At 63.3% G+C, this 24,047-nt stretch carries 24 protein-coding genes; 10 read left to right on the top strand and 14 right to left on the bottom strand.

What is annotated here, in order from left to right; all coding sequences use genetic code 11:
• Positions 1–210: 210 nt before the first annotated feature.
• The 3 genes from ABIE32_RS00555 to ABIE32_RS00565 all read left to right on the top strand — a co-directional run bounded on the left by ABIE32_RS00555 (position 211) and on the right by ABIE32_RS00565 (position 2,443).
• Complete coding sequence (locus tag ABIE32_RS00555; RefSeq protein ID WP_429012766.1) at positions 211–363, top strand: hypothetical protein; 153 nt, start codon at positions 211–213, stop codon at positions 361–363.
• A gap of 135 nt (positions 364–498) precedes the next feature.
• Entirely contained in the window at positions 499–1,434 is a 936-nt protein-coding gene (yddG, locus tag ABIE32_RS00560) for an aromatic amino acid DMT transporter YddG (protein WP_429012768.1), read from the top strand.
• 76 nt (positions 1,435–1,510) lie between these two features.
• On the top strand, positions 1,511–2,443 hold the full coding sequence (locus ABIE32_RS00565) for a hypothetical protein (protein ID WP_429012771.1): 933 nt from the start codon (positions 1,511–1,513) through the stop codon (positions 2,441–2,443).
• A gap of 106 nt (positions 2,444–2,549) precedes the next feature.
• Here ABIE32_RS00565 and ABIE32_RS00570 read toward each other — a convergent pair whose 3' ends face one another.
• Positions 2,550–2,978: a peptidase dimerization domain-containing protein gene (locus ABIE32_RS00570; protein WP_429012774.1), complete on the bottom strand. Its 429-nt coding sequence runs from the start codon at positions 2,976–2,978 to the stop codon at positions 2,550–2,552.
• A 22-nt stretch (positions 2,979–3,000) separates the two neighbouring features.
• Positions 3,001–4,755: a peptidase M20 gene (locus ABIE32_RS00575; RefSeq protein WP_429012777.1), complete on the bottom strand. Its 1,755-nt coding sequence runs from the start codon at positions 4,753–4,755 to the stop codon at positions 3,001–3,003.
• A 351-nt stretch (positions 4,756–5,106) separates the two neighbouring features.
• Between ABIE32_RS00575 and ABIE32_RS00580 the strand changes: the two genes are divergently transcribed.
• The gene (locus ABIE32_RS00580) at positions 5,107–5,742 is read left to right on the top strand and encodes a LysE family transporter (protein WP_429012779.1); all 636 of its coding nucleotides are present in this window, start codon (positions 5,107–5,109) and stop codon (positions 5,740–5,742) included.
• A gap of 13 nt (positions 5,743–5,755) precedes the next feature.
• On the opposite strand, the gene ABIE32_RS00585 is transcribed toward ABIE32_RS00580, so the two are convergent.
• From ABIE32_RS00585 to recA, 7 genes are all read right to left on the bottom strand, one after another.
• Positions 5,756–6,460: a hypothetical protein gene (locus tag ABIE32_RS00585; RefSeq protein WP_429012782.1), complete on the bottom strand. Its 705-nt coding sequence runs from the start codon at positions 6,458–6,460 to the stop codon at positions 5,756–5,758.
• A 136-nt stretch (positions 6,461–6,596) separates the two neighbouring features.
• Entirely contained in the window at positions 6,597–7,079 is a 483-nt protein-coding gene (locus tag ABIE32_RS00590; protein ID WP_224150619.1) for a VOC family protein, read from the bottom strand.
• Positions 7,080–7,372: 293 nt separating this feature from the next.
• Complete coding sequence (locus ABIE32_RS00595; protein ID WP_429012785.1) at positions 7,373–7,636, bottom strand: VF530 family DNA-binding protein; 264 nt, start codon at positions 7,634–7,636, stop codon at positions 7,373–7,375.
• Positions 7,637–7,804: 168 nt separating this feature from the next.
• On the bottom strand, positions 7,805–8,851 hold the full coding sequence (locus tag ABIE32_RS00600; protein ID WP_429012788.1) for a porin: 1,047 nt from the start codon (positions 8,849–8,851) through the stop codon (positions 7,805–7,807).
• A 10-nt stretch (positions 8,852–8,861) separates the two neighbouring features.
• Positions 8,862–9,839: a Bug family tripartite tricarboxylate transporter substrate binding protein gene (locus ABIE32_RS00605; protein WP_429012791.1), complete on the bottom strand. Its 978-nt coding sequence runs from the start codon at positions 9,837–9,839 to the stop codon at positions 8,862–8,864.
• 97 nt (positions 9,840–9,936) lie between these two features.
• Positions 9,937–10,392, bottom strand: coding sequence for a recombination regulator RecX (gene recX, locus ABIE32_RS00610; protein ID WP_429012793.1), 456 nt, complete (start codon positions 10,390–10,392; stop codon positions 9,937–9,939).
• 102 nt (positions 10,393–10,494) lie between these two features.
• On the bottom strand, positions 10,495–11,571 hold the full coding sequence (recA, locus tag ABIE32_RS00615) for a recombinase RecA (RefSeq protein WP_224150624.1): 1,077 nt from the start codon (positions 11,569–11,571) through the stop codon (positions 10,495–10,497).
• A 198-nt stretch (positions 11,572–11,769) separates the two neighbouring features.
• Here recA and ABIE32_RS00620 point away from each other — a divergent pair, with 198 nt between their 5' ends.
• On the top strand, positions 11,770–12,270 hold the full coding sequence (locus tag ABIE32_RS00620; protein WP_429012795.1) for a MarR family winged helix-turn-helix transcriptional regulator: 501 nt from the start codon (positions 11,770–11,772) through the stop codon (positions 12,268–12,270).
• Between the two features lie 36 nt (positions 12,271–12,306).
• Here ABIE32_RS00620 and ABIE32_RS00625 read toward each other — a convergent pair whose 3' ends face one another.
• Positions 12,307–13,236 carry an SdiA-regulated domain-containing protein gene (locus ABIE32_RS00625; RefSeq protein WP_429012798.1) on the bottom strand — a complete coding sequence of 310 codons (930 nt, stop codon included), beginning with the start codon at positions 13,234–13,236 and terminating at the stop codon, positions 12,307–12,309.
• Positions 13,237–13,458: 222 nt separating this feature from the next.
• On the opposite strand from ABIE32_RS00625, the gene ABIE32_RS00630 reads away from it, so the two are divergent.
• Together ABIE32_RS00630 and ABIE32_RS00635 are read left to right on the top strand one after the other, a co-directional pair.
• A complete protein-coding gene (locus tag ABIE32_RS00630; protein WP_184704474.1) occupies positions 13,459–14,139 on the top strand; it encodes a response regulator in 681 nt (226 codons plus the stop codon).
• Between the two features lie 68 nt (positions 14,140–14,207).
• A complete protein-coding gene (locus ABIE32_RS00635; protein ID WP_429012800.1) occupies positions 14,208–15,662 on the top strand; it encodes a sensor histidine kinase N-terminal domain-containing protein in 1,455 nt (484 codons plus the stop codon).
• Positions 15,663–15,705: 43 nt separating this feature from the next.
• Here the strand turns inward: ABIE32_RS00635 and ABIE32_RS00640 are convergent, their stop codons facing one another.
• The 3 genes from ABIE32_RS00640 to ABIE32_RS00650 are packed head-to-tail and all read right to left on the bottom strand — an operon-like array spanning position 15,706 to position 18,083.
• A complete protein-coding gene (locus tag ABIE32_RS00640) occupies positions 15,706–16,476 on the bottom strand; it encodes an SPOR domain-containing protein (protein ID WP_429012802.1) in 771 nt (256 codons plus the stop codon).
• Positions 16,477–16,515: 39 nt separating this feature from the next.
• A complete protein-coding gene (locus ABIE32_RS00645; RefSeq protein WP_429012805.1) occupies positions 16,516–17,394 on the bottom strand; it encodes a biotin--[acetyl-CoA-carboxylase] ligase in 879 nt (292 codons plus the stop codon).
• Positions 17,391–18,083, bottom strand: coding sequence for an SET domain-containing protein-lysine N-methyltransferase (locus ABIE32_RS00650; RefSeq protein WP_429012807.1), 693 nt, complete (start codon positions 18,081–18,083; stop codon positions 17,391–17,393). The genes ABIE32_RS00645 and ABIE32_RS00650 overlap by 4 nt, the downstream gene beginning before the upstream one ends.
• Before the next feature lie 160 nt (positions 18,084–18,243).
• Here ABIE32_RS00650 and ABIE32_RS00655 point away from each other — a divergent pair, with 160 nt between their 5' ends.
• Genes ABIE32_RS00655 through ABIE32_RS00665 form a run of 3 tightly spaced genes read left to right on the top strand, consistent with a single transcriptional unit; the run spans position 18,244 to position 22,990 of the window.
• Positions 18,244–21,162 carry a DNA topoisomerase III gene (locus tag ABIE32_RS00655; RefSeq protein ID WP_429012809.1) on the top strand — a complete coding sequence of 973 codons (2,919 nt, stop codon included), beginning with the start codon at positions 18,244–18,246 and terminating at the stop codon, positions 21,160–21,162.
• A gap of 11 nt (positions 21,163–21,173) precedes the next feature.
• A complete protein-coding gene (locus ABIE32_RS00660; RefSeq protein WP_429012812.1) occupies positions 21,174–22,613 on the top strand; it encodes a hypothetical protein in 1,440 nt (479 codons plus the stop codon).
• A gap of 23 nt (positions 22,614–22,636) precedes the next feature.
• Complete coding sequence (locus ABIE32_RS00665; RefSeq protein WP_429012814.1) at positions 22,637–22,990, top strand: hypothetical protein; 354 nt, start codon at positions 22,637–22,639, stop codon at positions 22,988–22,990.
• 11 nt (positions 22,991–23,001) lie between these two features.
• On the opposite strand, the gene ABIE32_RS00670 is transcribed toward ABIE32_RS00665, so the two are convergent.
• A complete protein-coding gene (locus tag ABIE32_RS00670) occupies positions 23,002–24,045 on the bottom strand; it encodes a phosphotransferase family protein (RefSeq protein WP_429012817.1) in 1,044 nt (347 codons plus the stop codon).
• Between the last annotated feature and the right edge of the window lie 2 nt (positions 24,046–24,047).

The raw sequence follows: 24,047 nt of genomic DNA on the forward strand, positions 1-24,047 counted from the left end.
CAACACTGCTGATCGCGCAAACCGTCTACGCAACAGGAATCGGGGGGCGTCAGCACATGCGAGGGCATATCTGCCCGCGCACATTGCATGCAGATTCTGTATACAGGTAAAACACCTAGATTTGCTGCACCACAAGCGGACGGCGAGCTTTTATAGTCTAGCCACTGGGCAGCTGCACGGCGTGCGGCTGCAACGCTTTGGAGATTCAGCATGGACTACACCCGACCCAATCATGTGCCTACGGCCCAAGAGCTGGCAGCCGCCGAACGCAGCGAAAACCGTGGCCTCATCGCCTTTGCTGTGCTGGTGATTGTCGCCACCCTGATTGCCGCACTGGCCTTTGGCAGCCATATTGCCGGCTGACACTATTATTTTGATAGCTGTTTGCGCTGCCCAATCAAGCGCAAGCGGTTGATTCACCCCTGATACGGCAGGCGACAGGCAGACTCCGTGCTTTGCCGCTACCATGCAAGGCGCCTTCTGCTTCTGCCTGTTCCGATGCCTTCCGACGCCTCCTCGCCCCCCGCCCCCAGCACCCATCCTCGCGCCACCCTGGTAGGGCTTTCAGCCGTGCTGTGCTGGTCGACGTCGGTAGGGCTGTTTCGCAGCGTGGCCGAACACCTGGGGCCGATTGGTGGCGCTGCCTCCGTCTTCACGGCAAGCGCGCTGCTGGTGACCTTGCGCTTTGGCATGCCGCGCACGGTACAGCTGCGCAAGATTCATCCCGCCTATCTGTGGGGCTGCGGCCTGCTGTTCGTGCTGTACGAGATAGCGCTGTCGCTCTCCCTCGGCTTTGCCAGCAACCGCACGCAGACGCTGGAGCTGGGCATGATCAATTACCTCTGGCCCAGCCTCACCATCGTGCTGGCCACCGTGTTCGGCCTGCAGCGCTTTCGCATCGGCCTCGTGCCCGGCGTGCTGCTGGCCATGGCCGGTATCGTGCTGGTACTCAAGGGCGACAGTGCCTTGTCGATTGCCAGCGTGTGGGCCAATGTGCAGAGCAACCCGCTCGCCTATGGCCTGGCCTTTGCCGCGGCCTGGCTCTGGCCCTGCTACTCGGTGCTCTCCAAACGGTATGCGCATGGCGCCAACGCCCTGCCCGCCTTCTTGTGGGCGGTAGCGGCGGTGCTGTGGGCCAAATATGCCATCAGCGCCGAAAGCGCCCTGCAGTGGTCTATACCTGCGGTGCTGCAACTGGGCATGCTGAGCGGTCTTACGGCGCTGGGCTACAGCTGCTGGGATTACGGCATCCGCCACGGCAATCTCACGGTGATGGCGGTAGGCTCGTACTTCACCCCCGTGCTGTCAGCCCTGGTGGGTACGGTGTGGCTGCAGGTGCAACCGGGCTGGAGCTTCTGGCAAGGTGTGGCCCTGGTCACCCTGGGCTCGCTGATCTGCTGGTGGTGCACCCGCCAGCCTCGCAACAAACAGTAACCACAGAGACGAGCGGCAACCACCATCGCGTCATGGGCACATGGCACACTCGCGGGCTTTGCATAACCCATGGGGGATGGAATCGATGCTCGGAAAAATAGAGAGTGGCCTGCTGTATCTGATGCGCCTGGTGATGGTGATCCTGGTGCTGTTCACCTTGTTCAACTTTGCCTTGTGGAGCTGGGAGGCCGTGCGCAAACCCAAGCCGGACACCGCAGTGGAGGAAGCCCACAAGGACCGTGACTGGGCAGCGCTCAAGATCAGCGACGAAGAACTCAAGAAGATCACCTATTCCGACTTCGGCTATGGCGATGCCAGCCAGACCCTCAACGATGGCAAGCTGGCGGCCGATACAGCGGTCGTTGCCGCCTTTGCAGCAGTGGATGCCCTGGTGCGCGCTGCCATCGAGCGCAACCCCGCGCAGCGCAAGAAGCTGGAAGACGACAACAACGAGCGAGGCCTGGCGCCAGCACAGGCGCTGCCTGCTCTGGTGGCGGCCATGCAGGCCAAGGAGCGTGCTGACCTTGACGTTGCAGCGGTCGACGCAACCACGGCTGCAGCCGCTGCCATCGAGGCGGCTGACGGCGATGGCTGGCAGCCCCAGCCCACCAGCATTGGCGAGTCCTTGCTGAACCAGACGCGCAGCATCATCACCAGCTACAACTACGACGCAGGCCGTGCATTTGTACTGGGCGCGCCAGCCGCTCTCAAGACCCTGCTGGCCGACCCGCAGGTGCAGGCGGGCATCAGCAAGCAGACCGCATCCATCGTGGTGAGCAATCTACTGCTCAACTACAACATGGTATTCAGCACCAAGGCGGGCGAGAGTGATGCGCAGGCTGCAACGCCAGGCTGGCTGGAGCGCCTGCTCGAACCGAGCAACCTGCTGGTCTTCACCGTGCTGCTGTGGTCGTTCGTGTTCCTGATGATGATCGTCGTCTTCCTGCGTGTGGAACGCCATCTGCGTGCCATGTCCCAGGAAGGCAAGACTCTGGCGCAGCGCCCATAGACTCAAGCGAAATCAGTCTTCAGCGCCCACCTGTAAAGCGGCAGGCGCTATCAAAGATGAGAAAAGGGGAGCGAGTGCTCCCCTTTTTTGCTGCCTGCGGCGCAGCTTACGGCTGGGTCACGCTGTAGCGGATATCCGCTGGCGCACCTGCGGTCAGATCGCCCGGCTTGACGTTGCGGAACGCGTTTTCCGCATCGGTACCGGCCTTGGCGGCTGCGGTCACCTTGGCCAGCAGATCGCTCTCGCTCACACCCGACTGGGCATTGAGCTTGACGACGAACTTTCCGTCCGATGCGATCGAGTTGACCGAGTTGCCGCCTGTCAGCTCGGAGACCGAATAGCTGCCCGCCGGCAAGCCGGACTTCTGCAACTCCATCATGGCGCGCGCAGCGGCATGCAGCGCGCTCGTGCGGCCATAGTTGCCGCTGCTGTGGCCACCGGGGCCCTGGAACTCCGCCACAATGGTCTGTGCCTGCGCCATACCGGCGCCCCAAGCGGATGCGACCAGAAACAGGGTGGAAATGGTTTTCTTCATGGTGTTGACTCCTGCGTGTGGCTTACTTCACTTCACGGGTGCGCACGCCGATCGGGTCGAGCGCTGGCGTGATGACCGTGCCATCGGAGAGGTTGTAGCCCGAGGCCATCAACACCGCCATCATGGCGCGCTGGATACGCTTGGCTTCGCGCTTGGGATCGCCGCGCGTGCCCCATTCCCAGAACGCGTGGCCGCCACCGCCCGCCACATCCGATGCGAGCGACCAGTTGTAGGTGGGCACCCCGGTGTTGGCAGGCACGTTGTCGTTCAGGCTGGTCGAGCCCGAGGGCACCTTGCCGGTGTTGTCCACACCCACCGACTGGGCAGCCTGCCAGCCCACCTGCAGCGCGATGTTGGCGGTGTTGCCATTGACGAACGCAGGACGCAGGCCGTACCAGACCTGCTCGATGGACACCGCTTCGGGTGAGCCATCGGCCTTGCTGTAGCGGGTGTTCTCCGCCGTCATGCCCGCCTTGAAGGTGGGTTCGATCTTGGCACGCATCTCGTTCAAGGTGTCGGTGCGCTCCGAGCGCATGTCCACCAGCAAGGAGCAGCTGGGCACCACATCGCTGCCGGCAGCGGGCGCTTCGCAGCTGGCCTGGCCCACGGTGTACGTGGTCTTGAGGGCGCCACTGCGCTCCTCCGAAGGCGTCTTCAGGTCGGCAATCTTGGCAATGGTGGAGGCCATGGCTTCGACAGCGCTTGGGCCTGCGCCCGGTGTGGCTGGCGCCTTGAATTTCATCTCGAAGCGGTAGCTGCCGGTGAAGTTGACCGTGCCGCCGCCTTCCGAGCCGAAGTTGGCAACGAAGTTCAGCGGGTTCGATCCGGTGCCCAGGTCCTGCTCGAAGCCATACAGCTGCTTCATGCCGGCCAGGTTGCCCTTGCCCTCTTCGCCTGCCGTGCCGCACAGCCACACGTCATACACCGGCTTGATGCCGTATTTCTTGAACATGCGCGCCATGGTGAACACGTTGGTGGTGTTTCCCATCGCATCCGAGTAGCCCGGCACATACATGCGCACACCGCCACCGGCCTTGGCCTCGTCCTGCGTCGCAAACCATTTGCTCGAGCGCGCATAGTTGTCGTCTTCGACGATACGTCCATTGGCGTCGAAGGCCAGTTCCGTCTTGATCGCAGCCAGTTGCGCAGGGGTCGTCACCACGGGGTCGGTGATCGGCTGCAGCTTGATCGGCTGGTATTTCTTGTCCTCGGGCGGCAGCACCTCGGGGTTGACCACGTCGATGTGCGACTCGATCAGCACCTTGGGATACTGGCCCTTGTACGACTTGGCGCCTGGGCTGCCCGAATAGCTGCCCTTGATTTCCACGCAGGCGTTGTACACCGGCAGGCCATCGACAATCTGCACGTCCGAGCCGGGCAGATTGCCATCAGCGCGGGTCTTCACTTCGTTGGCCGCAAAGCCCCAGTCGTTCACGAAACGGCGATGCACCTCCTGGGCCATGCGGTTTTCGTAGCGCGATGGCGAAGCAATGCGCACCAGCTCCATGTGCTGGTTGTAGCGCTGCTTTTCGCTGGCCGCCGTGTTCAGCTCGGCCATGATGTCCTGGATTTTTTTGTCAGCCATCAGCTTTTGCGAAGCCGACGCGATCAACGGATCAATGGCGGGAACCCCATCCACAATGGTGGTGGGCTTGGGGGTGGCGGGTGTTTCGCCACCGTCGTCGCTGGAACCACTGCCTCCGCACGCGGTCAGCAACAAGGCTGCCGACATGGCGTAGAACAATGGAGATCTGCTGTAGAAGTGCGTTTTCATCATGCTCTATGCTTCTCCAAAAATGGTGCGTCGGCACCGTTGACCAACCTTCCTCGCCCGACCGATATCAACAATGCCTGGATGAACTTTTATAAATATTCGCAATGAAGTTATAGATATAAATTCTTGCGAAACGCATCATCCGGCCACGCCTGGCACGTGAACTGTCACCGATTTGTCAAACCGGGGAGAAACCATAGGTTGGTTGCAGCCGCATGCTTTGCGCCGCGCAACACGCACCACGGCAATCCACGGCGCATCACAGCGCTGCAAAACCAGCATCAGCGCAACACCGGTTCGGTACCACAATCACAGACAGGCGTCCGTCCCCCTTCCCTGCTCTCCCCGCGCACCATGTCCTATCTTGTTTCGCTGCTCACCATTGCCGGCATCTACCTGGCCGTGCTTGCCAGCCCTGGCCCCAATTTCTTTATCCTGAGCCAGCTGGCGCTGCAAGGGGAGCACATGGCGGCGCGCTTTGTGGTGCTGGGCCTCACCACCGGCTCCATCTTCTGGGTGGTGCTGGCGCTCGCGGGCCTGTCCACCCTGCTGGCGCAGCACCCGTGGCTGGCAACCGGTGTGCGGGTGGCGGGGGCGGCTTATCTGGTCTGGTATGGGGCTGGGCTGCTGCGGTCAGCATTCCGCTCACGCCGCAGTGCCGAATCTGGCACCGTCGCGCAAACGCCGCGCCTTGCTTCACGCATGGCGGCTTACCGGTCCGGGCTGTTGACAGGGGTCACCAACCCCAAGGGGGCAGCGTTCTGGACCAGTGCGTTTGCCGCGCTTGTTCCCTTGCATGCGCCAGCCTGGTTCCATGTGGCAACCGTGCTGCTGGTTACCTGCCTGTCGCTGGGCTGGCACCTGGGGATCACCTGGGTGTTCGGAAATGCGGCACTGCGCCGTGGCTACCTGCGCATGGAGCGGGCAGTCAACGGCCTCGCTGGCGGCGCGCTGGTGCTGCTGGGCATCCAGCGCCTGGCCAGTCGTTGAGCATCTGCGGCGGTCAGCCGCGCAGCAACCACAGGCCTGCGCCAAAGACGACGGCGTGCAGGGCCAGCAATACGCCCAGCCATGTCAGGGCGGGCGACGCCATGCCGTCCAATGTCTGCTGAATGCGAGTGGCCAGAAAGCTGCGCAGCGCTGGATCGCCTGGCAGCGCCTCTCCACCGCCATGGGCCGCACGGGTCTCGCCCCACTCCTGCATCAACTCGGACAGTGGCAACCGGTCCATCAGCATTCCGACGACCTTGCGCACGACCGCACCGTCCCCCACCAGGGGTTTGATTTTCTCCACCGCTGCCTCTGCCGAAAACACATCCGCGCCGCGATGGAAGGTGCGGTGCGCCGCAGGCAGCGCTTCTATCCGGGTTGCCAGTTGATCGGCCAGGGGCTGCGCCAATTTCGGGCCATAACGGCGCACCAGCTTGGCCAGCGCCATGCCACGGCCCAGATTCATGCCCGTGAAAAAATAGGCGGGGATGGTGAGCGCCAGCAAGACCAGAACCACCACAGGCCCGGCCCCCAGCGCATCAGCGGGCAATGTCGCCTTGGCGCTGCTCCAGAGCACCAGGTAATAGATGGTGCTGAGCAAGCCCAATGCAAAGGCGAGCGCCACGCCCAGTGCGATTCCCCCCACCATCGACATGCCTGCGCTTGCACCCGTGCGCAGTGCGGAGCCCACTGCCCCTTTTGGTACTTGTTCTGCCATCTTGGCTGGTCTCCCGGTTGCCTGCGGCAAATGGCGCCGCTGCAGACATCATAGAAGAAGCATGGATGGCAATGCAGCAAAAATCGGCCGATCCACCAGTTGGGCCTTTGCTCCTCGTCTGGTCAGAGGCCCGGCCTCACGCCCCCTTGCGGGCAGCTTCGATGGCCGCGATGTCGATCTTGGTCATGGTCATCATGGCGGCAAATACGCGCTGCGCCGTGGCAGGGTCGGCATTGAAAACGCCCTGCGTGAGGGCACGCGGGGTGATCTGCCACGAGATGCCCCAGCGATCCTTGCACCAGCCGCAGGCACTCTCCTGCCCGCCATTGCTCACAACCGCGTTCCACAGCCGGTCTGTCTCTTCCTGGTCGTCGGTGGCGATCTGGAACGAAAACGATTCGTTGTGCTGAAAATGCGGCCCGCCGTTGAGCCCGATGCACGGGATACCGGCAACGGTGAATTCCACCACCAGCACGTCACCCTGCTTGCCATCGGGGTAGTCGCCGGGTGCGCGGTGGATCTGGCCCACCGTGCTGTCAGGAAAAGTCTGCGCGTAAAAACGCGCTGCCTCCAGGGCGTCGCCCTGGTACCAGAGGCATATGGTGTTTTTGGGAGTCATGCAAAAGTCTCCTGCAGAGTCTGATCGATCTGGCGGACCCCTTGCGCGCCCGCCGCAACCAAACTACAGGGTAATACCGTTCGCGCAAACACGGGGTAACCAGCACGTACGGATCGCGTCCAGGTGTGCATATGGCAACGCCTCCCCGGCCAGACGCTCACACGCTCAGCTACGAATTCGCTGGGGGGGGTGAGGGCGCAATTAGCTATATTAATAATAGCAATTAGCGCAATACTGCCATATGCCATCGATGCTTTTGATGCATGCAGCAAGGAACTGCACGGCGAGCATGCTCAGTCGCGCTCGTTGCGCTCGTTGCGCTCATTGCGCTTTTGCTCGCGCAGCATGAACAGGTAGAGACTCTCCACCTTCTCGCGGGCCCAAGGCGTCTTGCGCAGAAACTTCAGGCTGGAGGTGATGCTGGGGTCGAGCGTAAAGCAGCGCACCGGAATGCGCGCCCCAAGCCCCGGCCAGCCGAAGTAATCCACCAGCTCGTTCAGGATGCGCTCCAGCGTCATGCCATGGAGAGGATTGCGTGGTTGCTCAGAGAGGGTCATGGCGCCATTGTCGCCCAGTGCAGCCCTGCAAGGCGTGCACTGGGGAACAGGCAAGGGCGCGCACGCCGAAATCCCGCAAGCTGGCACGACTCCTTCGGCACCACGGCATTGCAGGCGCCCGGCCAGAGTCGTCTGCGCCATCGCGCCGCAACAAGGCTTGAATGCGGTTCAGAAACGGTGGCGTATGCCCGCCCCGATGCTGCCCTCCACACCATGACCCGAGAGCTTGTCGCTCAGGTAGATGGCATACAGGTCGGTGCGCCGCGACAGCTGGTGGTCATAGCCCACCGCCCAGTTGGTGCGGCGGCTATTGTCGGCATTGGAAGCATCGCGCCGGGTGCGCGCCACCGAGGCCATGAATCTGCCTGCCGCGCCCACTGGAATCCCCACGCCCAGCTGGGCAGTGTTGGCCCTGGTGCCCAGATCAGGCGTGCGCGCCCGCTGCCACTGGCCATAGACCTTGGCCATGCCCAGATCGTAGGAGACGGCCGCCAGCACCGCCGTCTGGCGGGTGATGCCGGTGCCATCCAGCCCCGGCCCATACTCCACGGTTTGCGCAACCAGCGCAGCCGCGAGGGCCCCCTGCGCATAGTTGATGGCCAGGCTTTTGTTGCTGCGGCCGTGGTCCCTTGCCTGTTCTCCAAAGCCATAGGAAACATCGGCACGAAAACCGCCGATGGTCGGCGAGGTGTATTGCACGGTGTTGTTCCACACGCTGTCGCCCAGCACCGCGCGGTCGTATGCCACCTGCCAGGTCTGGAGCATGATGGGAGAGAACTGCAGCGAGCCGCCGAATGGATCGAACTGGCCGCTGGCCACGAACAGCCGGTTGGTCTGCCGCCCGGCCGTCACTTGCCCGAAGCCGCCCGCAAGCCCTACCCAGGCATTGCGCGACAGAAAAGGATCGGCGCTGTTGCGTCCGTTCGATCCGCTGTCGGTCTGAAAAAAGCTCTCCAGCGTGAACAAGGCCTTGAGACCGCCTCCGAGGTCTTCGCTGCCGCGCAGGCCCCAGTAGGACGTGGTCATGCCATTGCTGTTGACCACCAGGGTGCGGGCCAACTGGTCGCTGCGCCGCATGGAGCCGACATAGGCATCCACCAGGCCGTACAGCTGCACGCTGCTGCCGTCGGCAGCCCGGGCAGGCGCATGAACAGCCATGGCGCCGCCAGCCACCAGGGCCACGGCGGCGGCATATGCAGAAAATGAAGTTTGCATGGGTAGGCCCTTACTGCTTTGGAATGCCGGCACGCTGGATCACGGCACCCCAGCGCTGGATTTCGCTGTTCAACAGCGCCGCCTGCTGCTCGGCGGTGCTGCCCCGCGCCTCAACACCCAGGTCTTGCAGGCGTTGCTTCACGTCGGGCAAGGCCAGCGCCGCATTCGCCGCCTGGCTGAGCCGCGCGATGATGGCCTGAGGCGTCTTTGCCGGCGCGGCCAGCGCATTCCACGAGGCCACGCTGAAACCCTTGGCCGCCGCATCGCTCTCGGCCACGGTGGGAACCTGCGACAGCCCGGCCGCGCGCTTGTCACCCATGACGGCCAGTGCCCGCAGTACCTTGCTGCTGACCTGGGCCATCACCGGCGCGAGAATTTCAACGGCCGCATCCACCTGCTTGCCACGCAGCGCGTTGAGCACGGCGGGCGAGCCATTGAAAGGCACGATCTGCACATCGATGCCCAGCGTGGTCTTGAGCAGCTCTGCCGCCAGGTGCTGCGTGCTGCCCATATTGATGGTGCCGATATTGAGCTTGCCAGGCCACGCCTTGGCCTGGGCGACGAGATCCTGCAGCGAACGGATCGGACTGTCCTGCAGCACCAGCACGGCCAGATCAAAATAGCCCAGCGTGGAGATCGGTGCAAAGTCCTTGGCCGCGTTGTACGAAAGCGACTTGAACAGCCCCTCTGCAACCGCGTTGGCATTCGACATGAGCAGCAGCGTAAGGCCATCGGGCGCGGCCCGCACCACCTGCTCGGCAGCCACCACGCCGCCCGCACCCGGCTTGTTGTCCACGATGATGGGCTGGCCGCCGAGCAGCTCGGTCATTTTCTGCGCCACGATGCGCACGGTGAGGTCGGCTACGCCTCCCGGGCCGAAGGGCACCATGATGCGGATGGGCTTGGAAGAAAATGATGGCTGGGCACCTGCCCCCAACGGCATGGCTCCCAATGCCAGCAGGGCGCTGGCAAACTGTCGTCTTTGCATGTGAAGTCTCCTGTAGAGCCCACACTGTGGCCAAAATCGATGCTGCTGAGCACTGCCTTCGAGCGGCTAGCAGATATGCCTGTTCGGCATGGCCGCGCTACAGGCCCTCTTCCCCGGCTCCATCCAGCACCTTGCGCACCACCTCTCCGCCAAAACCGCGGCTGGCCAGAAAACGCATCTGTTTTGCCCGCTCCTGCGGCGTGGAAGGCTGCTCGCCAAAGCGGCGCCGCCAGACTTCGCAGGCCCGCTGCAGCTCGGTGCCCCGCAGGCGGTCCATGGCGTCGGCAATCAGCTCGGCATCCACACCCTTGTGGCGCAACTCCTGCGCCACGCGATTGGCGCCGAAGCGCGCCGCCTTGGTATGGAGCACGCTGTCCACCAGTCGCTCGGCGCTGATGAAGCCCTTGGCTTCCAGCGCATCGAGCACGGCATTCAGATCATCGCCCTCTTCCAGGTGCGGGCTGAGTTTGGTCACCAGTTCGGCACGCGAGTGCTCGCGCTGCGCCAGATAGCGCAGTGCGCGGCCTTGGAGGGAGAGTTTGGCAAACGACATTCCGAATGACACCCGAATTGCTATAAAACAAATAGCTGCCTGCGCACATCTACTGTGCGCAGACAGCTATTTTTACTGAATCCAATGGATGGCGAGCCCGGGTCAGGCAGCCTCTCCATCGGCATCGGGGCCTGCGATCACGCCGTCTTCGGCGGGGCGCAGCGAGATGTTCAGGCTTTCGCGCACCTTGTTCTCGATCTCGATGGCGAGGTCGGGATTCTCGCGCAGGAATTCGCGCGAGTTGTCGCGGCCCTGGCCGATCTTCTCTCCGTTGTAGGCATACCAGGCGCCGCTTTTCTCGATGATGCGGGCATTGACGCCCATGTCGAGGATTTCGCCTTCGCGCGAGATGCCTTCGCCAAAGAGGATGTCGAACTCGGCGGTCTTGAACGGAGGCGAAACCTTGTTCTTGACAACCTTCACCTTGGTTTCATTACCGATGGCTTCGTCACCCTTCTTGATGGTGCCGGTGCGACGGATATCGAGACGCACCGAGGCGTAGAACTTGAGCGCGTTGCCGCCCGTCGTGGTTTCGGGGCTGCCGAACATCACACCGATCTTCATGCGGATCTGGTTGATGAAGATGACCGTGCAGTTGGTCTTCTTGATGGTGGCGGTCAGCTTGCGCAGCGCCTGGCTCATCAGGCGCGCCTGCAGGCCGGGCAACTGGTCGCCCATTTCGCCTTCGATTTCAGCCTTGGGCGTCAGGGCGGCGACCGAGTCCACCACGATCAGGTCAACGGCGCCCGAGCGCACCAGGCTGTCCACGATCTCCAGCGCCTGCTCGCCGGTATCGGGCTGGCTGATCAGTATGTCCGGCAGGTTCACGCCCAGCTTTTGCGCATAGCTGGTATCGAGCGCGTGTTCGGCGTCGATGAAGGCACAGGTACCGCCCAGTTTTTGCATTTCGGCAATCACCTGCAGCGTCAGCGTGGTCTTGCCGGACGATTCAGGGCCGTAGATTTCAATCACACGGCCACGCGGCAGGCCGCCTACGCCAAGGGCAATGTCGAGCCCCAGCGAGCCGGTGGAGACAACCTGGATATCCTCAATCGCCTCGCCCTCTCCCAACTTCATGATCGTGCCCTTGCCGAACTGCTTTTCGATCTGGGCAAGCGCCGCAGCCAGGGCTTTGGCTTTTTCGGTATTGGCTTCTGGCTTGGTAGCGGTGGCGTTCATGGATTTGTCCTTGCGTTTAAGAGTCATGTCGTATGGATTTCTATCCAGCTGTTTGCATATACAGACTGGATGCTTGAACAGTAGTTTATGGGATTGGTATATTTTATAAAATCATTTTTTTAGTCAGTTTAGTTGACTATATATAAAATACCGACACCGACATGATCTGGCGAAAAAACCCTTTGTTTTCAAGGACCCATGCCCATTCTTCTTCCCCACCTGCCCGACGACAGCTGGCGCCTGACGCACCTGGGCCGCCTTCTGGGCCATGCCATGCGCCGCTTCGATGCCCGCGTGCTGCAGCTGATGGCACAGGACGAAGCGGTACCACTTGCCCTGTCGAACCTGGCAGCGCGCGACCAGGTGAGCGCCGCCCATATCCACATTACCCGGCACCTGGCGCTGGCCGGTGACCGCCTGACCAACCTGGCCGAGCGCGCTGGCATGAGCAAGCAGGCCATGGCCAACCTGGTGGATCAGTGCGAAGCCTGGGGATTGGTGACGCGCGAGAGCGATCCGCGCGACGCACGAGCCCGCATCGTGCGCTTTACCGGCTCCGGCCTGCTGTGGCTGCAGGCTTTCGAGCGCGCAGTAACACAGGCAGAGGCCGAGTTCCGCACCGAGGTGGGCGACGAGGTGGCGACGGTGGTGAAACTGGGGCTGGAGGCGTATTGCGGCAGCGATGACCGGATTTTTTGATCGAAAGCGGCTCTAGCGCTTATCCAGCAAGCGCTATTAGCTCCGTTTTTCGAAGCGATAGAAGAGATTCGGCTCAGAGACCAGGTACAGCACGCCAGAGCCATCCATGGCCACGCCTTCGGGCTGGGGAATGGTGCGCTCCAGCCCGCTTTCGCCTGCCCACAGCGGCATCAGGCCGGCCAGATCGCCATTGCGGTCGTATTCGTACAGCACCGACGACTCCTCTCCCAGCAGCAGCAGATTGCCCGTGCGGGGATCGACTTCGACCGACGCCAGATCGGTGGTGGGCAGGCCGGTGGGGTCGGCAGGCTCCCACGACTTGACAGTCACGGAGGGCGAAGCGCCAGTACCGAGAGCGAAGGCGGGCAGGCTGATGCGCAATACCTGCATGGGCCATTTTTCCGTCACTGCAACGAGTTGCCGGCGCTGCCCGTCCCAGCTCAGGCCTTCCACTCCGAAGTTCTTGATCTCCGTATCGCCCAATGCCAGAGACTGGGTCTGGCTCAGCACCACCTTGCGGCCTTCCGGCACGATCTCCACCCAGTGGATGCGGTTGCGGCGTTCGTCCGCAATGGCGAACCAGTTGCCATCGATATGGGCAACCCCTTCAGGGTCATCGGCGCCTTCCAGGGGCATGAGGCGCAGCAGTTCGCCCTTGGTGTTCAGCTCGGCCACGCTGGGCGGGCGGTTGATTACGGCAAAGAGGGTATGGGTGTGCGGGCTGTAGGTCAGACCCGAGAGGTTGTCGCGAATGCCGATGACCGGTTTGGCCTGCTCTGTTGCGTGGTAACGCGCCAGCTGCGCGTTCGCAGCCGGAGCAGCACGCTCTGCTGCGATTGCACCGTGCCAGGGCAGGCGCATGGTGTTCAGGTGCAGACAGATCGCAACCAGCGCCAGCAAGGCCATGACCGCCGCTATCCGGCGGCGGCGCAACCGCCACCCCAACACCTGGGTATCCCGTTTCATTCTGCCCTGTCTGGTTGAACACGCCTGTGCGCCAGGGCACCATGCCGGGGCTGAAAACGCGTACGCGCATGGTACGCGATGCCGTGCGGCATTTTTGTGACGCGGTCATACACGCTCGCCTGCAGGCACAGCGCCAGGCCCGGCCAATCGCCATACACAGCGTCAACAGGCTCTAGAATCAGCCGAAACAGCGCGCAGCGCATACCACCAACAGGAGACCCCATGCGAATTCTGATTGCCGAAGACGACCAGGTGCTGGCCGACGGCCTGCTGCGCAGTCTGCGCAACTCGGGCGCTGTGGTGGACCACGTGGCCACTGGCACCGAAGCCGATGCCGCACTGATGGCCAACAACGAGTTTGACCTGCTGATCCTCGACCTGGGCCTGCCCAAGATGCACGGGCTGGAAGTGCTCAAAAGGCTGCGCGCGCGTGGCTCTGCGATACCCGTGCTGATTCTCACCGCCGCCGAAAGCGTGGACGAGCGCGTGCAAGGCCTCGATCTGGGGGCCGACGACTACATGGCCAAGCCCTTTGCGCTGTCGGAGCTGGAAGCGCGCGTGCGGGCTCTCACGCGCCGCAGCGCAGGCATGAGCACCACCCTGATCCAGCACGGACCGCTGGAATACGACCAGGCGGGGCGCGTCGCCACGCTGGAAGGCCGGATGCTGGAGTTGTCCGCGCGCGAGCTGGGCCTGCTGGAGGTGTTGCTGCAGCGCAGCGGCCGCCTCGTCAGCAAGGACCAGTTGGTCGAGCGCCTGTGTGAATGGGGCGAAGAAGTCAGCACCAATGCAATCGAGGTGTACATCCACCGCCTGCGCAAGAAAATCGAGAAGGGCCCCGTGCGCATTGCCACCGTGCGCGGCCTGGGCTATTGCCTCGAAAAGATCCAGCCTGCGGCCTGACCATCATTTCATAGCAGCCAGCGCTTTGTAGATGGGCGCTGACAGCACTTTAGACCACAAGGACTGCCTTGGCCCTGTTTCGCGGTGAGCAGCGTTCCCTGTTCGGTGAGATCCTCGACTGGATGCTCACCCCGCTGCTGCTGCTGTGGCCGGTGTCGCTCGCGCTGACCTGGCTGGTGGCGCAAAACCTGGCCAACAAGCCGTTCGACCGCGCGCTGGAGTACAACGCCCACGCTCTGGCACAGCTGGTGAGTGTGCATGGTGGGCAGACCTATTTCAATCTGCCCCAGCCCGCCAGCGAAATTCTGCGCGCCGATGACTCGGACGCCGTGTACTACCAGGTAACGGCGCCCAATGGACGTTTTCTGGCTGGCGAATCGGAACTGCCCCCGCCCCAGGACGACCAGGAGCGTCCCGTCGGCCTGGTGCAGCTGCGCGATGCCGAGTTGCGCGGCGTGGAAGTGCGTATTGCCTGGATCTGGGTGCGCCTGTCGCTGCCCGAGCCCAATCTGGCGCTGATCCAGGTCGCCGAGACGCGCGAGAAACGCAGCGTGCTGGCCACCGAGATCATCAAAGGCGTGATGCTGCCGCAGTTCGTCATCCTGCCGCTGGCGGTGCTGCTGGTCTGGCTGGCACTGGCGCGCGGCATCAAGCCGCTGCACCAACTGGAGGAGCGCATCCGCGCGCGCAAGCCCGATGACCTCTCACCCATCCACCACAAGGATGTTCCGCTGGAAGTGGTGCCGCTGGTCGATTCGGTCAACGACCTGCTGGGGCGCCTGAACGACTCGCTGGCCACGCAAAAGCGCTTTCTGGCCGATGCCGCCCACCAGCTCAAGACGCCCCTGGCGGGGCTGCGCATGCAGGCCGAGATGGCCCAGCGCGCCGATGCCAACGCCACAGACCTGAAACTGTCGCTGCAGCAGATCGGGCGCTCGAGCATGCGTGCCACCCACACCGTCAATCAATTGCTCTCGCTCGCTCGCGCCGAAGGCCCAGGCGCCCTGCTCCAGCGCACGCCCTGCAACATGGCAGAGATCGTGCTGGATGCCATGCACGACGGCATAGACCGTGCGCTGGCCAAGCACATCGACATGGGCTACGAAGGCATGCAGGTGGACGACCCGGAAGTCTGGGTCAACGGCAATGCCACCTTGCTGGGCGAGCTGGTGCGCAACCTGCTGGACAACGCCATCAACTACACGCCATCAGGCCCCCGTGCGCCGGGCATCATCAATGTGCGCCTGTTGGCCGACCCGTTTGGCCACGTACTGGTTCTGCAGGTGGAAAACTCCGGCCCCGGCATTGCCGAGGAAGACCGTGAACACATCTTCCAGCCCTTCTACCGCGTGCTCGGCAGCGATGTCGATGGCTCCGGACTGGGCCTGCCCATCGTGCAGGAAATCGCGCGCCAGCACGGCGCCAGCGTCACCCTGGAAGACGCCTATCCCAAGCAGATGCAGCGCGGCGTGGTGTTCAGCGTGCGGCTGCCGACAACCCAGAAGCCAGACGCTGCTGCATGACCAATGCCCTCTGAGCCTGTGGCTGGAAAGCGGGGCGCTCCTGTCAGGAGCAGGCCTGCAGGTCCTTGCCATCCATCACATGCCAGCTTTGCACGCGCTTCTTGGTGGCAGCATCAACGCGTGGCAGGCGCAGGGTGTAATTGATGGTCTCGGGCCGGTCTACCACCACCTTGGCGCCGCTCACGCCCTTCTTGCCCATGGCGGCCAGGTGGCGTTCTGCGGCTTCCTCGGTGGAAAAACGCCCCAGAGAAATGCCAGGCTCCAGGCTCGCCAGACGGGCGCGGTCGGTGCTGATGTCCAGCGCGCGCAACTCTTCGCGGCGTTTGTCCAACGCATCCTGGCTGCTGAACTTGCCGACATAGACCATCCAGCGGCCCGCAGAGGTGGTGGAGTCGAGCTTCCAGCTGCCTTCGGGCAACTTGACCAGTTGCAGACGCAGCGCCTCCACCTGCTTGGCATCGAAGCTGCCTGCCACCAGGCATTCCCGTTTCTCTGGCTTTTCGGGCTTTTCAGCAGGCTTCTCGGCCAGCTTGTCTGTCGATTTGTCGGGCTCAGCCGCTGGCTTGCCAGTTGCTTCCGAGGCTGGGTTCACAGGCGCCTCAGCGGCAGGCGCCGCGCTCTGCACCTGTTTTTGCGCCTGCTCCATTTCCTCGCGCGTCATGATGCGCAACGCTTCGGGATTGACCTGCTGCTGGAGGCGCTCGGGCTCGGCCGGGTTTTCAGGCGCCCAGCCCAGGCTGCGCAGCATGCCGTGCGAAAACGCGTAGTAGCCCGCATTGGCCAGCAACAGTAGCACGATGGCAAAACGAATCATCCCGACTTTTCCCTTGTCTTGGTCTGCACCGCCCGTGCGTCAGCCCTGCACCGGCGCCTGGGGGCGTACGCTGATCTCGGAGCTGGTCACGCCCACCAGACCGGCGGCAGTCTGCACCTGCAGCGCACCATCTGCGGCCACGCCCTGCGCGGTTCCCTGGGTGCCATCGCTCAAGCTTACCGCACGGCCTGCCAATGCATCACGTGCAGCAAAACGCTGTTGCAGCGGCGCAAATCCCTGGCGGGCGAACGCCTGCACGGTAGCCACCAGCGCGGGTACCACGGCGGCCAGCGCCTGCGGCGCATCCCAACGGCCGTCCACCATCTGCAGACTGCCGGGCACGGTGGAAAGGCCATCGCCCTGCGGCGCACGCACATTGATGCCGATGCCGATCACGACATAGCGCAGTGCCTGTTGCTGATCAAAATACCCACCTGCGCTTGCTGAATGGGCACTACCCGCTATGAAACTTGCAGTTTCCACCAGAATGCCGGCGAGCTTGCGGTCGCCCGTCAGCCACAGGTCGTTGGGCCATTTGAGGCCGATTTGCGGCGCCTGCAGCGTGGCGCTGCCTGCAGCAGGCACCTGCGGCTGCAGGCTTTCCGCCACGCTCACGCCCACGGCCAACGACAGGCCGGACCAATCGCGCGGCGCGAGCGGCAGGCCCAGCGAGAACATCAGCGAATCGCCCACTTCGCTGCGCCAGGGGCGGCCCAGGCGGCCACGGCCTGCCGTCTGCTGCTCGGCCACCAGCAGGATCGGCTCCTGCCGGCCCTCACGCGCGCGGCGCATCAGCTCGGTGTTGGTGGAGTCGATGCTGGGCACGATCTCGATCGTGAAGCCCGGCAACTGTGGCTCTACAGCCTGCCAGATGGCCTCTGCAGGCCAACGGATGGGCTCCTGGCTGGCTGCGGTCATGCGCGGGCCTTTGCGGAAGTTCTGGCCTGTCTGGCCTTGGGTTTGGCCTTTGGCTTGGCTTCAGTTTTGGCTTTTGGCTTGGCCTTCGATTTTGGCTTCGGGTCTGCCTTGGCTTTGTTCTTGCGCTCAGCCTTGGCCTTCGCTGTGGTCTTGCCGCCTGTCTTGGGCTTCTTGCCAGGCTCGGCCAGGTCGCTGGCGGGGCCCTTGGGTTTCCAGCCCCGCTTGGGTGCCAGCATGGTGCCCCGGCAGTCCGCCGCGCCACAATGGCAGGCATAGTCGGCCTTCAGCTTGGCGGTGTAGCGCTCTTCGATGATGAGTCCGTAGTCGTAGCCCAGCTCCTCGCCAGCGCTGATATTGCGCAGCGCGCTGATGAAGATGCGATCCTCCACCTCTTCGGCAAAGCAGTTGGGATCGCAGCTGTGGTTGATCCAGCGGGCCGAGTTGCCGCCATCGCCGCCATCGATCACGCGGTTGCCGTCGATCTGGAAGAAGAAGGTGTGGTTCGGGTGGGCTGGATCGTGCGGATGGCGGCGCTGGCTCTCCTCATAGCTGATGACCTTGCCCGCGTATTCGACAATCACTTCGCCTTCTGCGATATCCTGCAGCGCAAAAACGCCCCTGCCGTGCACGCCGGAACGCCGTACCTGGATACGGCGGCCTGTTGAAAAATGGGGGACATTGCTCGGCATGGGAATTTTTCTGCTACTTTAAAAATAAGCACATGCGCATGTGCGCGTACGTACATGCAGGCGCCCGCGCACATGCGCGTGAAGCGTGCATTGTAAGAGCGTGCTCAGAGAGCCAGCAATTCACAGCGTTGGCAGACCCCAGATTGATGAGAGTGAACCCATGTCCAAGACCCTGGTCATTGCAGAAAAGCCGTCCGTTGCGCAAGACATCGTCCGCGCGTTGACGCCGGTGGCAGGCCAATTTGCCAAACACGACGACTACTTTGAGTCGGACAGCTACATCGTCACGAGCGCGGTGGGTCACCTGGTGGAGATCCAGGCGCCGGAAGAATTCGATGTCAAGCGCGGCAAGTGGAGCTTTGCCCACCTGCCGGTGATCCCCCCCTATTTCGAGCTCAAGCCCGTCGACAAGACCAAGACGCGCCTCAATGCCGTGGTCAAGCTGGCCAAGCGCAAGGATGTCACCGCCCTCATCAATGCCTGTGACGCGGGCCGCGAAGGGGAGTTGATCTTTCGCCTGATCGAGCAGTACGCCGGTGGTGCCAAGGGCGGCCTGGGCAAGCCCATCACGCGCCTGTGGCTGCAGTCGATGACGCCGCAGGCCATCCGCGAGGGTTTTGGCAAGCTGCGCACCGACAGCCAGATGCAGGGCCTGGCCAACGCAGCACGCAGCCGCTCCGAAGCCGACTGGCTGGTGGGCATCAACGGCACGCGTGCGATGACGGCGTTCAACTCGCGCGATGGCGGCTTCTTTCTGACCACCGTGGGCCGCGTGCAGACCCCGACCCTGTCGCTGGTGGTGGAGCGCGAGGAAAAGATCCGCAAGTTCGTCAGCCGCGATTACTGGGAAATCCACGCCGAATTCGGCGCCCAGGCCGGCAACTACCCAGCCAAATGGTTCAACCCCGCCTGGAAGAAGAGCGACGACGCCGAGGCCAAGGCCGACCGTGTGTGGAGCCTGCAGGAGGCGCAGGCCATTGCCAACGCCGCACGTGGCAAGCCTGCCACCGTCACAGAAGAGAGCAAGCCCACCACACAGGCATCGCCCTTGTTGTTCGACCTGACCAGCCTGCAGCGTGAAGCCAACAGCAAGTTCGGCTTCTCTGCCAAGACGACGCTGGCCCTGGCCCAGGCCCTGTACGAAAGGCACAAGGCCCTGACCTACCCGCGTACCGATTCGCGCGCGCTGCCTGAGGACTACCTGCCTGTGGCGCGCCAGACCTTCGAGATGCTGGCACACAGCAGCATGCAGCAGCTCGCGCCTTTTGCGCAGCAGGCCATCGGAGCCAACTACATCCGGCCATCCAAGCGCATCTTCGACAACAGCAAGGTGTCCGATCACTTTGCCATCATCCCGACCACACAGGCTCCTGGAGCACTTTCCGACGCCGAGCACAAGCTCTATACGCTGGTAGTGCGCCGCTTCATGGCGGTGTTCTTCCCCAGCGCCGAGTACCAGGTCACCACCCGTATCAGCCAGGTCGAGCAGCACCACTTCAAGACCGAGGGCAAGGTGCTGGTCAAACCTGGCTGGCTGGCGATCTACGGCAAGGAAGCCGCCCACGAAGTGGAAGACGCCAAGGACGGCGACAAGGGCCAGAACCTGGTGCCGGTGCAGCCCGGAGAGAAGCCGCTCGCCGACCCCGTCGATCCGAAGGGCCTCAAGACCAAGCCGCCTGCCCGCTACTCCGAAGCGACCCTGCTGGGTGCCATGGAGAGCGCCGGCAAGCAGATCGACGACGACGAGCTGCGCGAAGCCATGCAGGAAAAGGGCCTGGGCACGCCAGCCACGCGCGCGGCCATCATCGAAGGCCTGTTGACCGAAAAATACATGCTGCGCGAAGGCCGCGAGCTGATTCCCACAGCCAAGGCCTTCCAGTTGATGACCCTGCTGCGCGGCCTGGAGGTGGAAGAGCTGTCGCGCGCCGACCTCACTGGCGAATGGGAATACAAGCTGGCGCAGATGGAAAAGGGCCAGCTCTCGCGCGAAGCCTTCATGGCCGAGATTCAGTCCATGACCGAGCGCCTGGTCAAGAAGGCCAAGGAATACGACCGCGACACCATTCCCGGCGACTACGCCACCTTGTCCGCACCCTGCCCGAACTGCGGCGGCGTCGTCAAGGAAAACTACCGCCGCTATGCCTGTACCGGCATCCACGGCAATGGCGAAGGCTGCGGCTTCTCGTTCACCAAGTCGCCCGCAGGCCGCACTTTCGAGACTGCAGAGGCCGACCAGTTGCTGCGCGACCGCAAGCTGGGACCGCTGGACGGTTTCCGCTCCAAGGCCGGCTGGCCGTTTGCCGCCGAAGTGGCCATCGTGCGCGACGAGGACAACAACAACTTCAAGTTCGAGTTCGTGTTTGAAGACAACAAATCGGACGAAGAATCGGGCGAATTGATCGATTTTGGCAGCCAGAACGCGCTGGGCGCCTGCCCCAAGTGCGGCGCGCCGGTGTTCGAGCATGGCGCCAACTACGTGTGCAGCAAGGCCGTACCCACAGCCCAGCAGCCCACGCCCAGCTGCGATTTCAAGAGCGGCCAGATCATCCTGCAGCAACCGATCGAGCGCGACCAGATGGCCAAGCTGCTGGCCACCGGCAAGACCGACCTGCTGGACAAGTTCATCTCCAACCGCACGCGCCGCAGCTTCAAGGCCTTCCTGGCCTGGGACAAGGAAGCCGGCAAGGTGAACTTCGAGTTCGAGCCGCGCGAAGGCAAATTCCCCGCGCGCAAGACAGCGGCCGCCAAGACGGCCACCAAGACCGCAGGCAAGGCGACGGGTGCAAAGGCCACCAAGGCCACGAAAACGGCAGCGAAGACTGCAACCAAGGCCCCCCGCAAGACCACCGCCGCATCGGGCAAGACGCCAAGCGCAGCCCTGGCCGCCGTGATCGGCAGCGCGCCGGTAGCTCGCCCCGAAGCCGTCAAGAAGATGTGGGAGTACATCAAGGCCCACAATCTGCAGGATCCCAAGGACAAGCGCACCATCCTCGCCGACGACAAACTGCGCCCCGTGTTCGGCAAGGACAGCATCGGCATGTTCGAGCTGGCTGGCGTTCTGGGCCAGCACCTGGGTTGATGCGGCCGATTGTGCGAAAGAAGGCCCTCTTCGCTGCCGCCGCTGTCTGCGCCATCGGCGCGGCGATCGCCGTCGCGGCCCTGTACCCACGCGGAGATGTGCCTGCGCACATCGCTGTGTTTACGCCCGACGGCATCAACCCAGAACTCATCGGCAAGGTAGCAGGCGCCCATATCAACGTCTTTGAGCCAGGCCTGCTGGAGGGGCAGCTTCAGAAAGTGGTGGGCAGCAACACCCGGGTGGACCTGGACCTGGGGCCGGTGCTCAACCGTATCCGGCCTCCCGCGCAACTCACTACCGAATATGGCATGGATGCGCAGCGGCAGCGCAAGCTGCTCGCACCGCTTGCGTCCAACAAGCTGCGCGACATCCCTCCCGATCCGGAAGCCATCGCCATCCTGCGGCCCTACATGGAGCTGATCCAGCGCTACCAGGCCCAGGTGGCGACGGTCTTTGTTGCAGACGAGCCTTATCTCAACGGCATCTCCAAGGCAGAACTGGAGCGCACGGCAAAGACGCTGCGCATGCTGTTTGCCGAGTACCAGATCCAGAATGTGAAGCTGGGGGTGATCTTTGCCAGCGGCATGGTCAATGCCGACTTTGCCAGAATGGTGGATCGTGAGGCCAGCCGGTACGTGCGCAGCATCGACCAGTACTACCAGGCCTTGAGCGAGAAGGCCCAGGCCGGCACTGCCGCGGCGGACGAACTGCAATGGCTGCAGCACATCGAGAAACACCGCCTTACCACCTATGACAGCGCTGGCAACATGTATCTGGCCGGTGGCCTGCCCCAAGGGTATGACCTCTTCGGGTTCGACTTCTACCTGTCCACCGTGTTGCAGGACGCGCTCTACGAAAACATGCTGCCCGAGCTGCAAAAGCACGCTCCGCGCGGAGCCTGCGAGATCGAAAAGTTCAGCAAGGTATCCGAACTGCGCGCGCAGCTCTCCTTCTACCAGGATGGCCCCATCGTCCCGCCCGCTGCGGGCAACGGCAATGCGTCCATCGATAGCGCCCGGGACAAGGACCGCCGCCTGCTGGACCAGTTGTACACATGCCGCATGGCCGCTGCCACGAACATGCTGCGCAAGGAAATCGCCAAAGCGAACAGCAAGGCCAAGATCATCCTGGTCACCGAGTCCAGCAACAACGGCGTGCTGGAATTCGACGCCAGACAGAACATCGAGCCGGGCCAGCCTCAGTTGCTGATCGAGTCTCGTGTGCTGGACGAAGTCAAGCGCGCCCTCACCTTCTATGACAAGGAGCGCAAGCGCGGCGATATCGAAGCCTTGGAGTTCTTCACGTTTGACAACACCTACGACAAATCCATTCATCTGAACATAGGAGGCTTCGTGGACATGCCCTCCGTCAAGGCGCATATCTTCAAGGCCTCGGAGCAGATGATGTGCCGCAGCCATCCCAAACCCCAGGCTGCACTGGCCTGCCAATAGCCCTGTATTGACTGGACAGCCCCATGTACATTCGCCACACCCACCGCATCCTCCTGGGCCTGGCCATTGCACTGGCGGTGGTGGCTGCCATCGTTGCCTGGCGCGGCCCGGCAGTGCTGGACGAAGCCCGGGACACAGCGAACGCCCTGCTCAAGAAGGCATCCAGTCCGCCGCCGCCCTCCGCAGATGAGCAGAAGCGCAGTCAGACGCGCCGTACAGCTGATGCGCAAGGCAAGCCTGCAGCTGTACCGGCGCAGCCACGCAAATGCATCCAGAACGGCAAGACCATCTATACCGATGCCCCATGCCCTGCGGGCAGCGAAGAGCAGGTGGTGCCAGAGAATCTATCGGTCGTACCAGGGAATGCGGCGCGCTGAATACGACAACGCTATCGCTGCTGGCGCATGAAGCGCTGCGCGCACTGCCAGCCCAGCTCGGCCAGCGGCCCTGCCTTGGCGCCAGTGGCCACTGCATCGGCCGCCGCCGCCGTGCCATCGGCAGCGCGCTGTGCAATGCCGTACAGGATGGCGGCCATGCGAAACAGGTTGAAGGCCAGGTAGTACTCCCACAACGCCCCAGGACTGCGGCCCGTTGCGTTGGCGTACAGCTGCAGGTACTGCGCTTCATCCGGAATGCCGAGCGCAGCCAGATCCAGCCCGCCGATGCCGCGCCACAGATCAGGCGACACGCGCCACGCCATGCCATGGTAGGCCAGGTCGGCCAGCGGATCGCCCAGGGTTGAAAGTTCCCAGTCCAGCACGCCAATGACGCGCGCCTCGCTGGGGTGCCACACCAGGTTGTCCAGCCGGTAATCGCCATGCACCAGCATGGTTGCATCGCCTTGCGGCAGGTGCTGGGGTAGCCAGTCGATCAGGCGGCGCATGGCATCGTTGATGGGCACGGACAGCTGCAGGCTCTGCTGCCCCCAGCGCTTGACCTGCCGCGCCACATAGCCGCCGTGGCGTCCGTAATCGGCAAGACCCACGGCATCGATACCCACCTGGTGCAGCGCGGCGATGACGCGGTTCATCTCGCCATACAGCGCAGCGCGCTCGGTGCGGCCCAGCTCCGGCAGGGCCGGGTCCATGAAGACGCGGCCTTCGAGAAACTCCATCAGGTAGAACGGCGTGCCCAGCAGTTGCGGGTCGCCGCAATAGGCCAGCATGCGGGGCACGGGCACGTCACTGCCTGCCAGGGCATGCATGACCCGGTATTCGCGGTCCACCGCGTGCGCACCCGCCACCAGCGGCCCCGGCGGCTGCTTGCGCAGGACCATCTGCTGGCCGCCTGCCTGCACGCGGTAGGTGGGGTTGGACTGGCCGCCAGCGAGCACGCTGACACTCACCGGCCCGCCTTGCGTCAGGCCTGTGTCCTTCAGGTACTTTTGCAGCACTGCGCTCAATTGGCTTGCGTCAATAGCTTCCGTTTTCATAG

The organism is Comamonas sp. 4034 (assembly GCF_050434545.1).
Classification (GTDB): domain Bacteria; phylum Pseudomonadota; class Gammaproteobacteria; order Burkholderiales; family Burkholderiaceae_C; genus Comamonas; species Comamonas odontotermitis.

Coding starts and splice junctions, on each gene's coding strand:
- ABIE32_RS00625 (WP_429012798.1), bottom strand. CDS start 13,236: ATGAAACGGGATACCCAGGTGTTGGGGTGGCGGTTGCGCCGCCGCCGG.
- ABIE32_RS00655 (WP_429012809.1), top strand. CDS start 18,244: ATGTCCAAGACCCTGGTCATTGCAGAAAAGCCGTCCGTTGCGCAAGAC.
- ABIE32_RS00590 (WP_224150619.1), bottom strand. CDS start 7,079: ATGACTCCCAAAAACACCATATGCCTCTGGTACCAGGGCGACGCCCTG.
- ABIE32_RS00630 (WP_184704474.1), top strand. CDS start 13,459: ATGCGAATTCTGATTGCCGAAGACGACCAGGTGCTGGCCGACGGCCTG.
- ABIE32_RS00605 (WP_429012791.1), bottom strand. CDS start 9,839: ATGCAAAGACGACAGTTTGCCAGCGCCCTGCTGGCATTGGGAGCCATG.
- ABIE32_RS00640 (WP_429012802.1), bottom strand. CDS start 16,476: ATGATTCGTTTTGCCATCGTGCTACTGTTGCTGGCCAATGCGGGCTAC.
- ABIE32_RS00650 (WP_429012807.1), bottom strand. CDS start 18,083: ATGCCGAGCAATGTCCCCCATTTTTCAACAGGCCGCCGTATCCAGGTA.
- ABIE32_RS00670 (WP_429012817.1), bottom strand. CDS start 24,045: ATGAAAACGGAAGCTATTGACGCAAGCCAATTGAGCGCAGTGCTGCAA.
- ABIE32_RS00600 (WP_429012788.1), bottom strand. CDS start 8,851: ATGCAAACTTCATTTTCTGCATATGCCGCCGCCGTGGCCCTGGTGGCT.
- ABIE32_RS00595 (WP_429012785.1), bottom strand. CDS start 7,636: ATGACCCTCTCTGAGCAACCACGCAATCCTCTCCATGGCATGACGCTG.
- recX (WP_429012793.1), bottom strand. CDS start 10,392: ATGTCGTTTGCCAAACTCTCCCTCCAAGGCCGCGCACTGCGCTATCTG.
- ABIE32_RS00570 (WP_429012774.1), bottom strand. CDS start 2,978: ATGAAGAAAACCATTTCCACCCTGTTTCTGGTCGCATCCGCTTGGGGC.
- recA (WP_224150624.1), bottom strand. CDS start 11,571: ATGAACGCCACCGCTACCAAGCCAGAAGCCAATACCGAAAAAGCCAAA.
- ABIE32_RS00555 (WP_429012766.1), top strand. CDS start 211: ATGGACTACACCCGACCCAATCATGTGCCTACGGCCCAAGAGCTGGCA.
- ABIE32_RS00580 (WP_429012779.1), top strand. CDS start 5,107: ATGTCCTATCTTGTTTCGCTGCTCACCATTGCCGGCATCTACCTGGCC.
- yddG (WP_429012768.1), top strand. CDS start 499: ATGCCTTCCGACGCCTCCTCGCCCCCCGCCCCCAGCACCCATCCTCGC.
- ABIE32_RS00575 (WP_429012777.1), bottom strand. CDS start 4,755: ATGATGAAAACGCACTTCTACAGCAGATCTCCATTGTTCTACGCCATG.
- ABIE32_RS00645 (WP_429012805.1), bottom strand. CDS start 17,394: ATGACCGCAGCCAGCCAGGAGCCCATCCGTTGGCCTGCAGAGGCCATC.
- ABIE32_RS00620 (WP_429012795.1), top strand. CDS start 11,770: ATGCCCATTCTTCTTCCCCACCTGCCCGACGACAGCTGGCGCCTGACG.
- ABIE32_RS00665 (WP_429012814.1), top strand. CDS start 22,637: ATGTACATTCGCCACACCCACCGCATCCTCCTGGGCCTGGCCATTGCA.
- ABIE32_RS00585 (WP_429012782.1), bottom strand. CDS start 6,460: ATGGCAGAACAAGTACCAAAAGGGGCAGTGGGCTCCGCACTGCGCACG.
- ABIE32_RS00565 (WP_429012771.1), top strand. CDS start 1,511: ATGGAATCGATGCTCGGAAAAATAGAGAGTGGCCTGCTGTATCTGATG.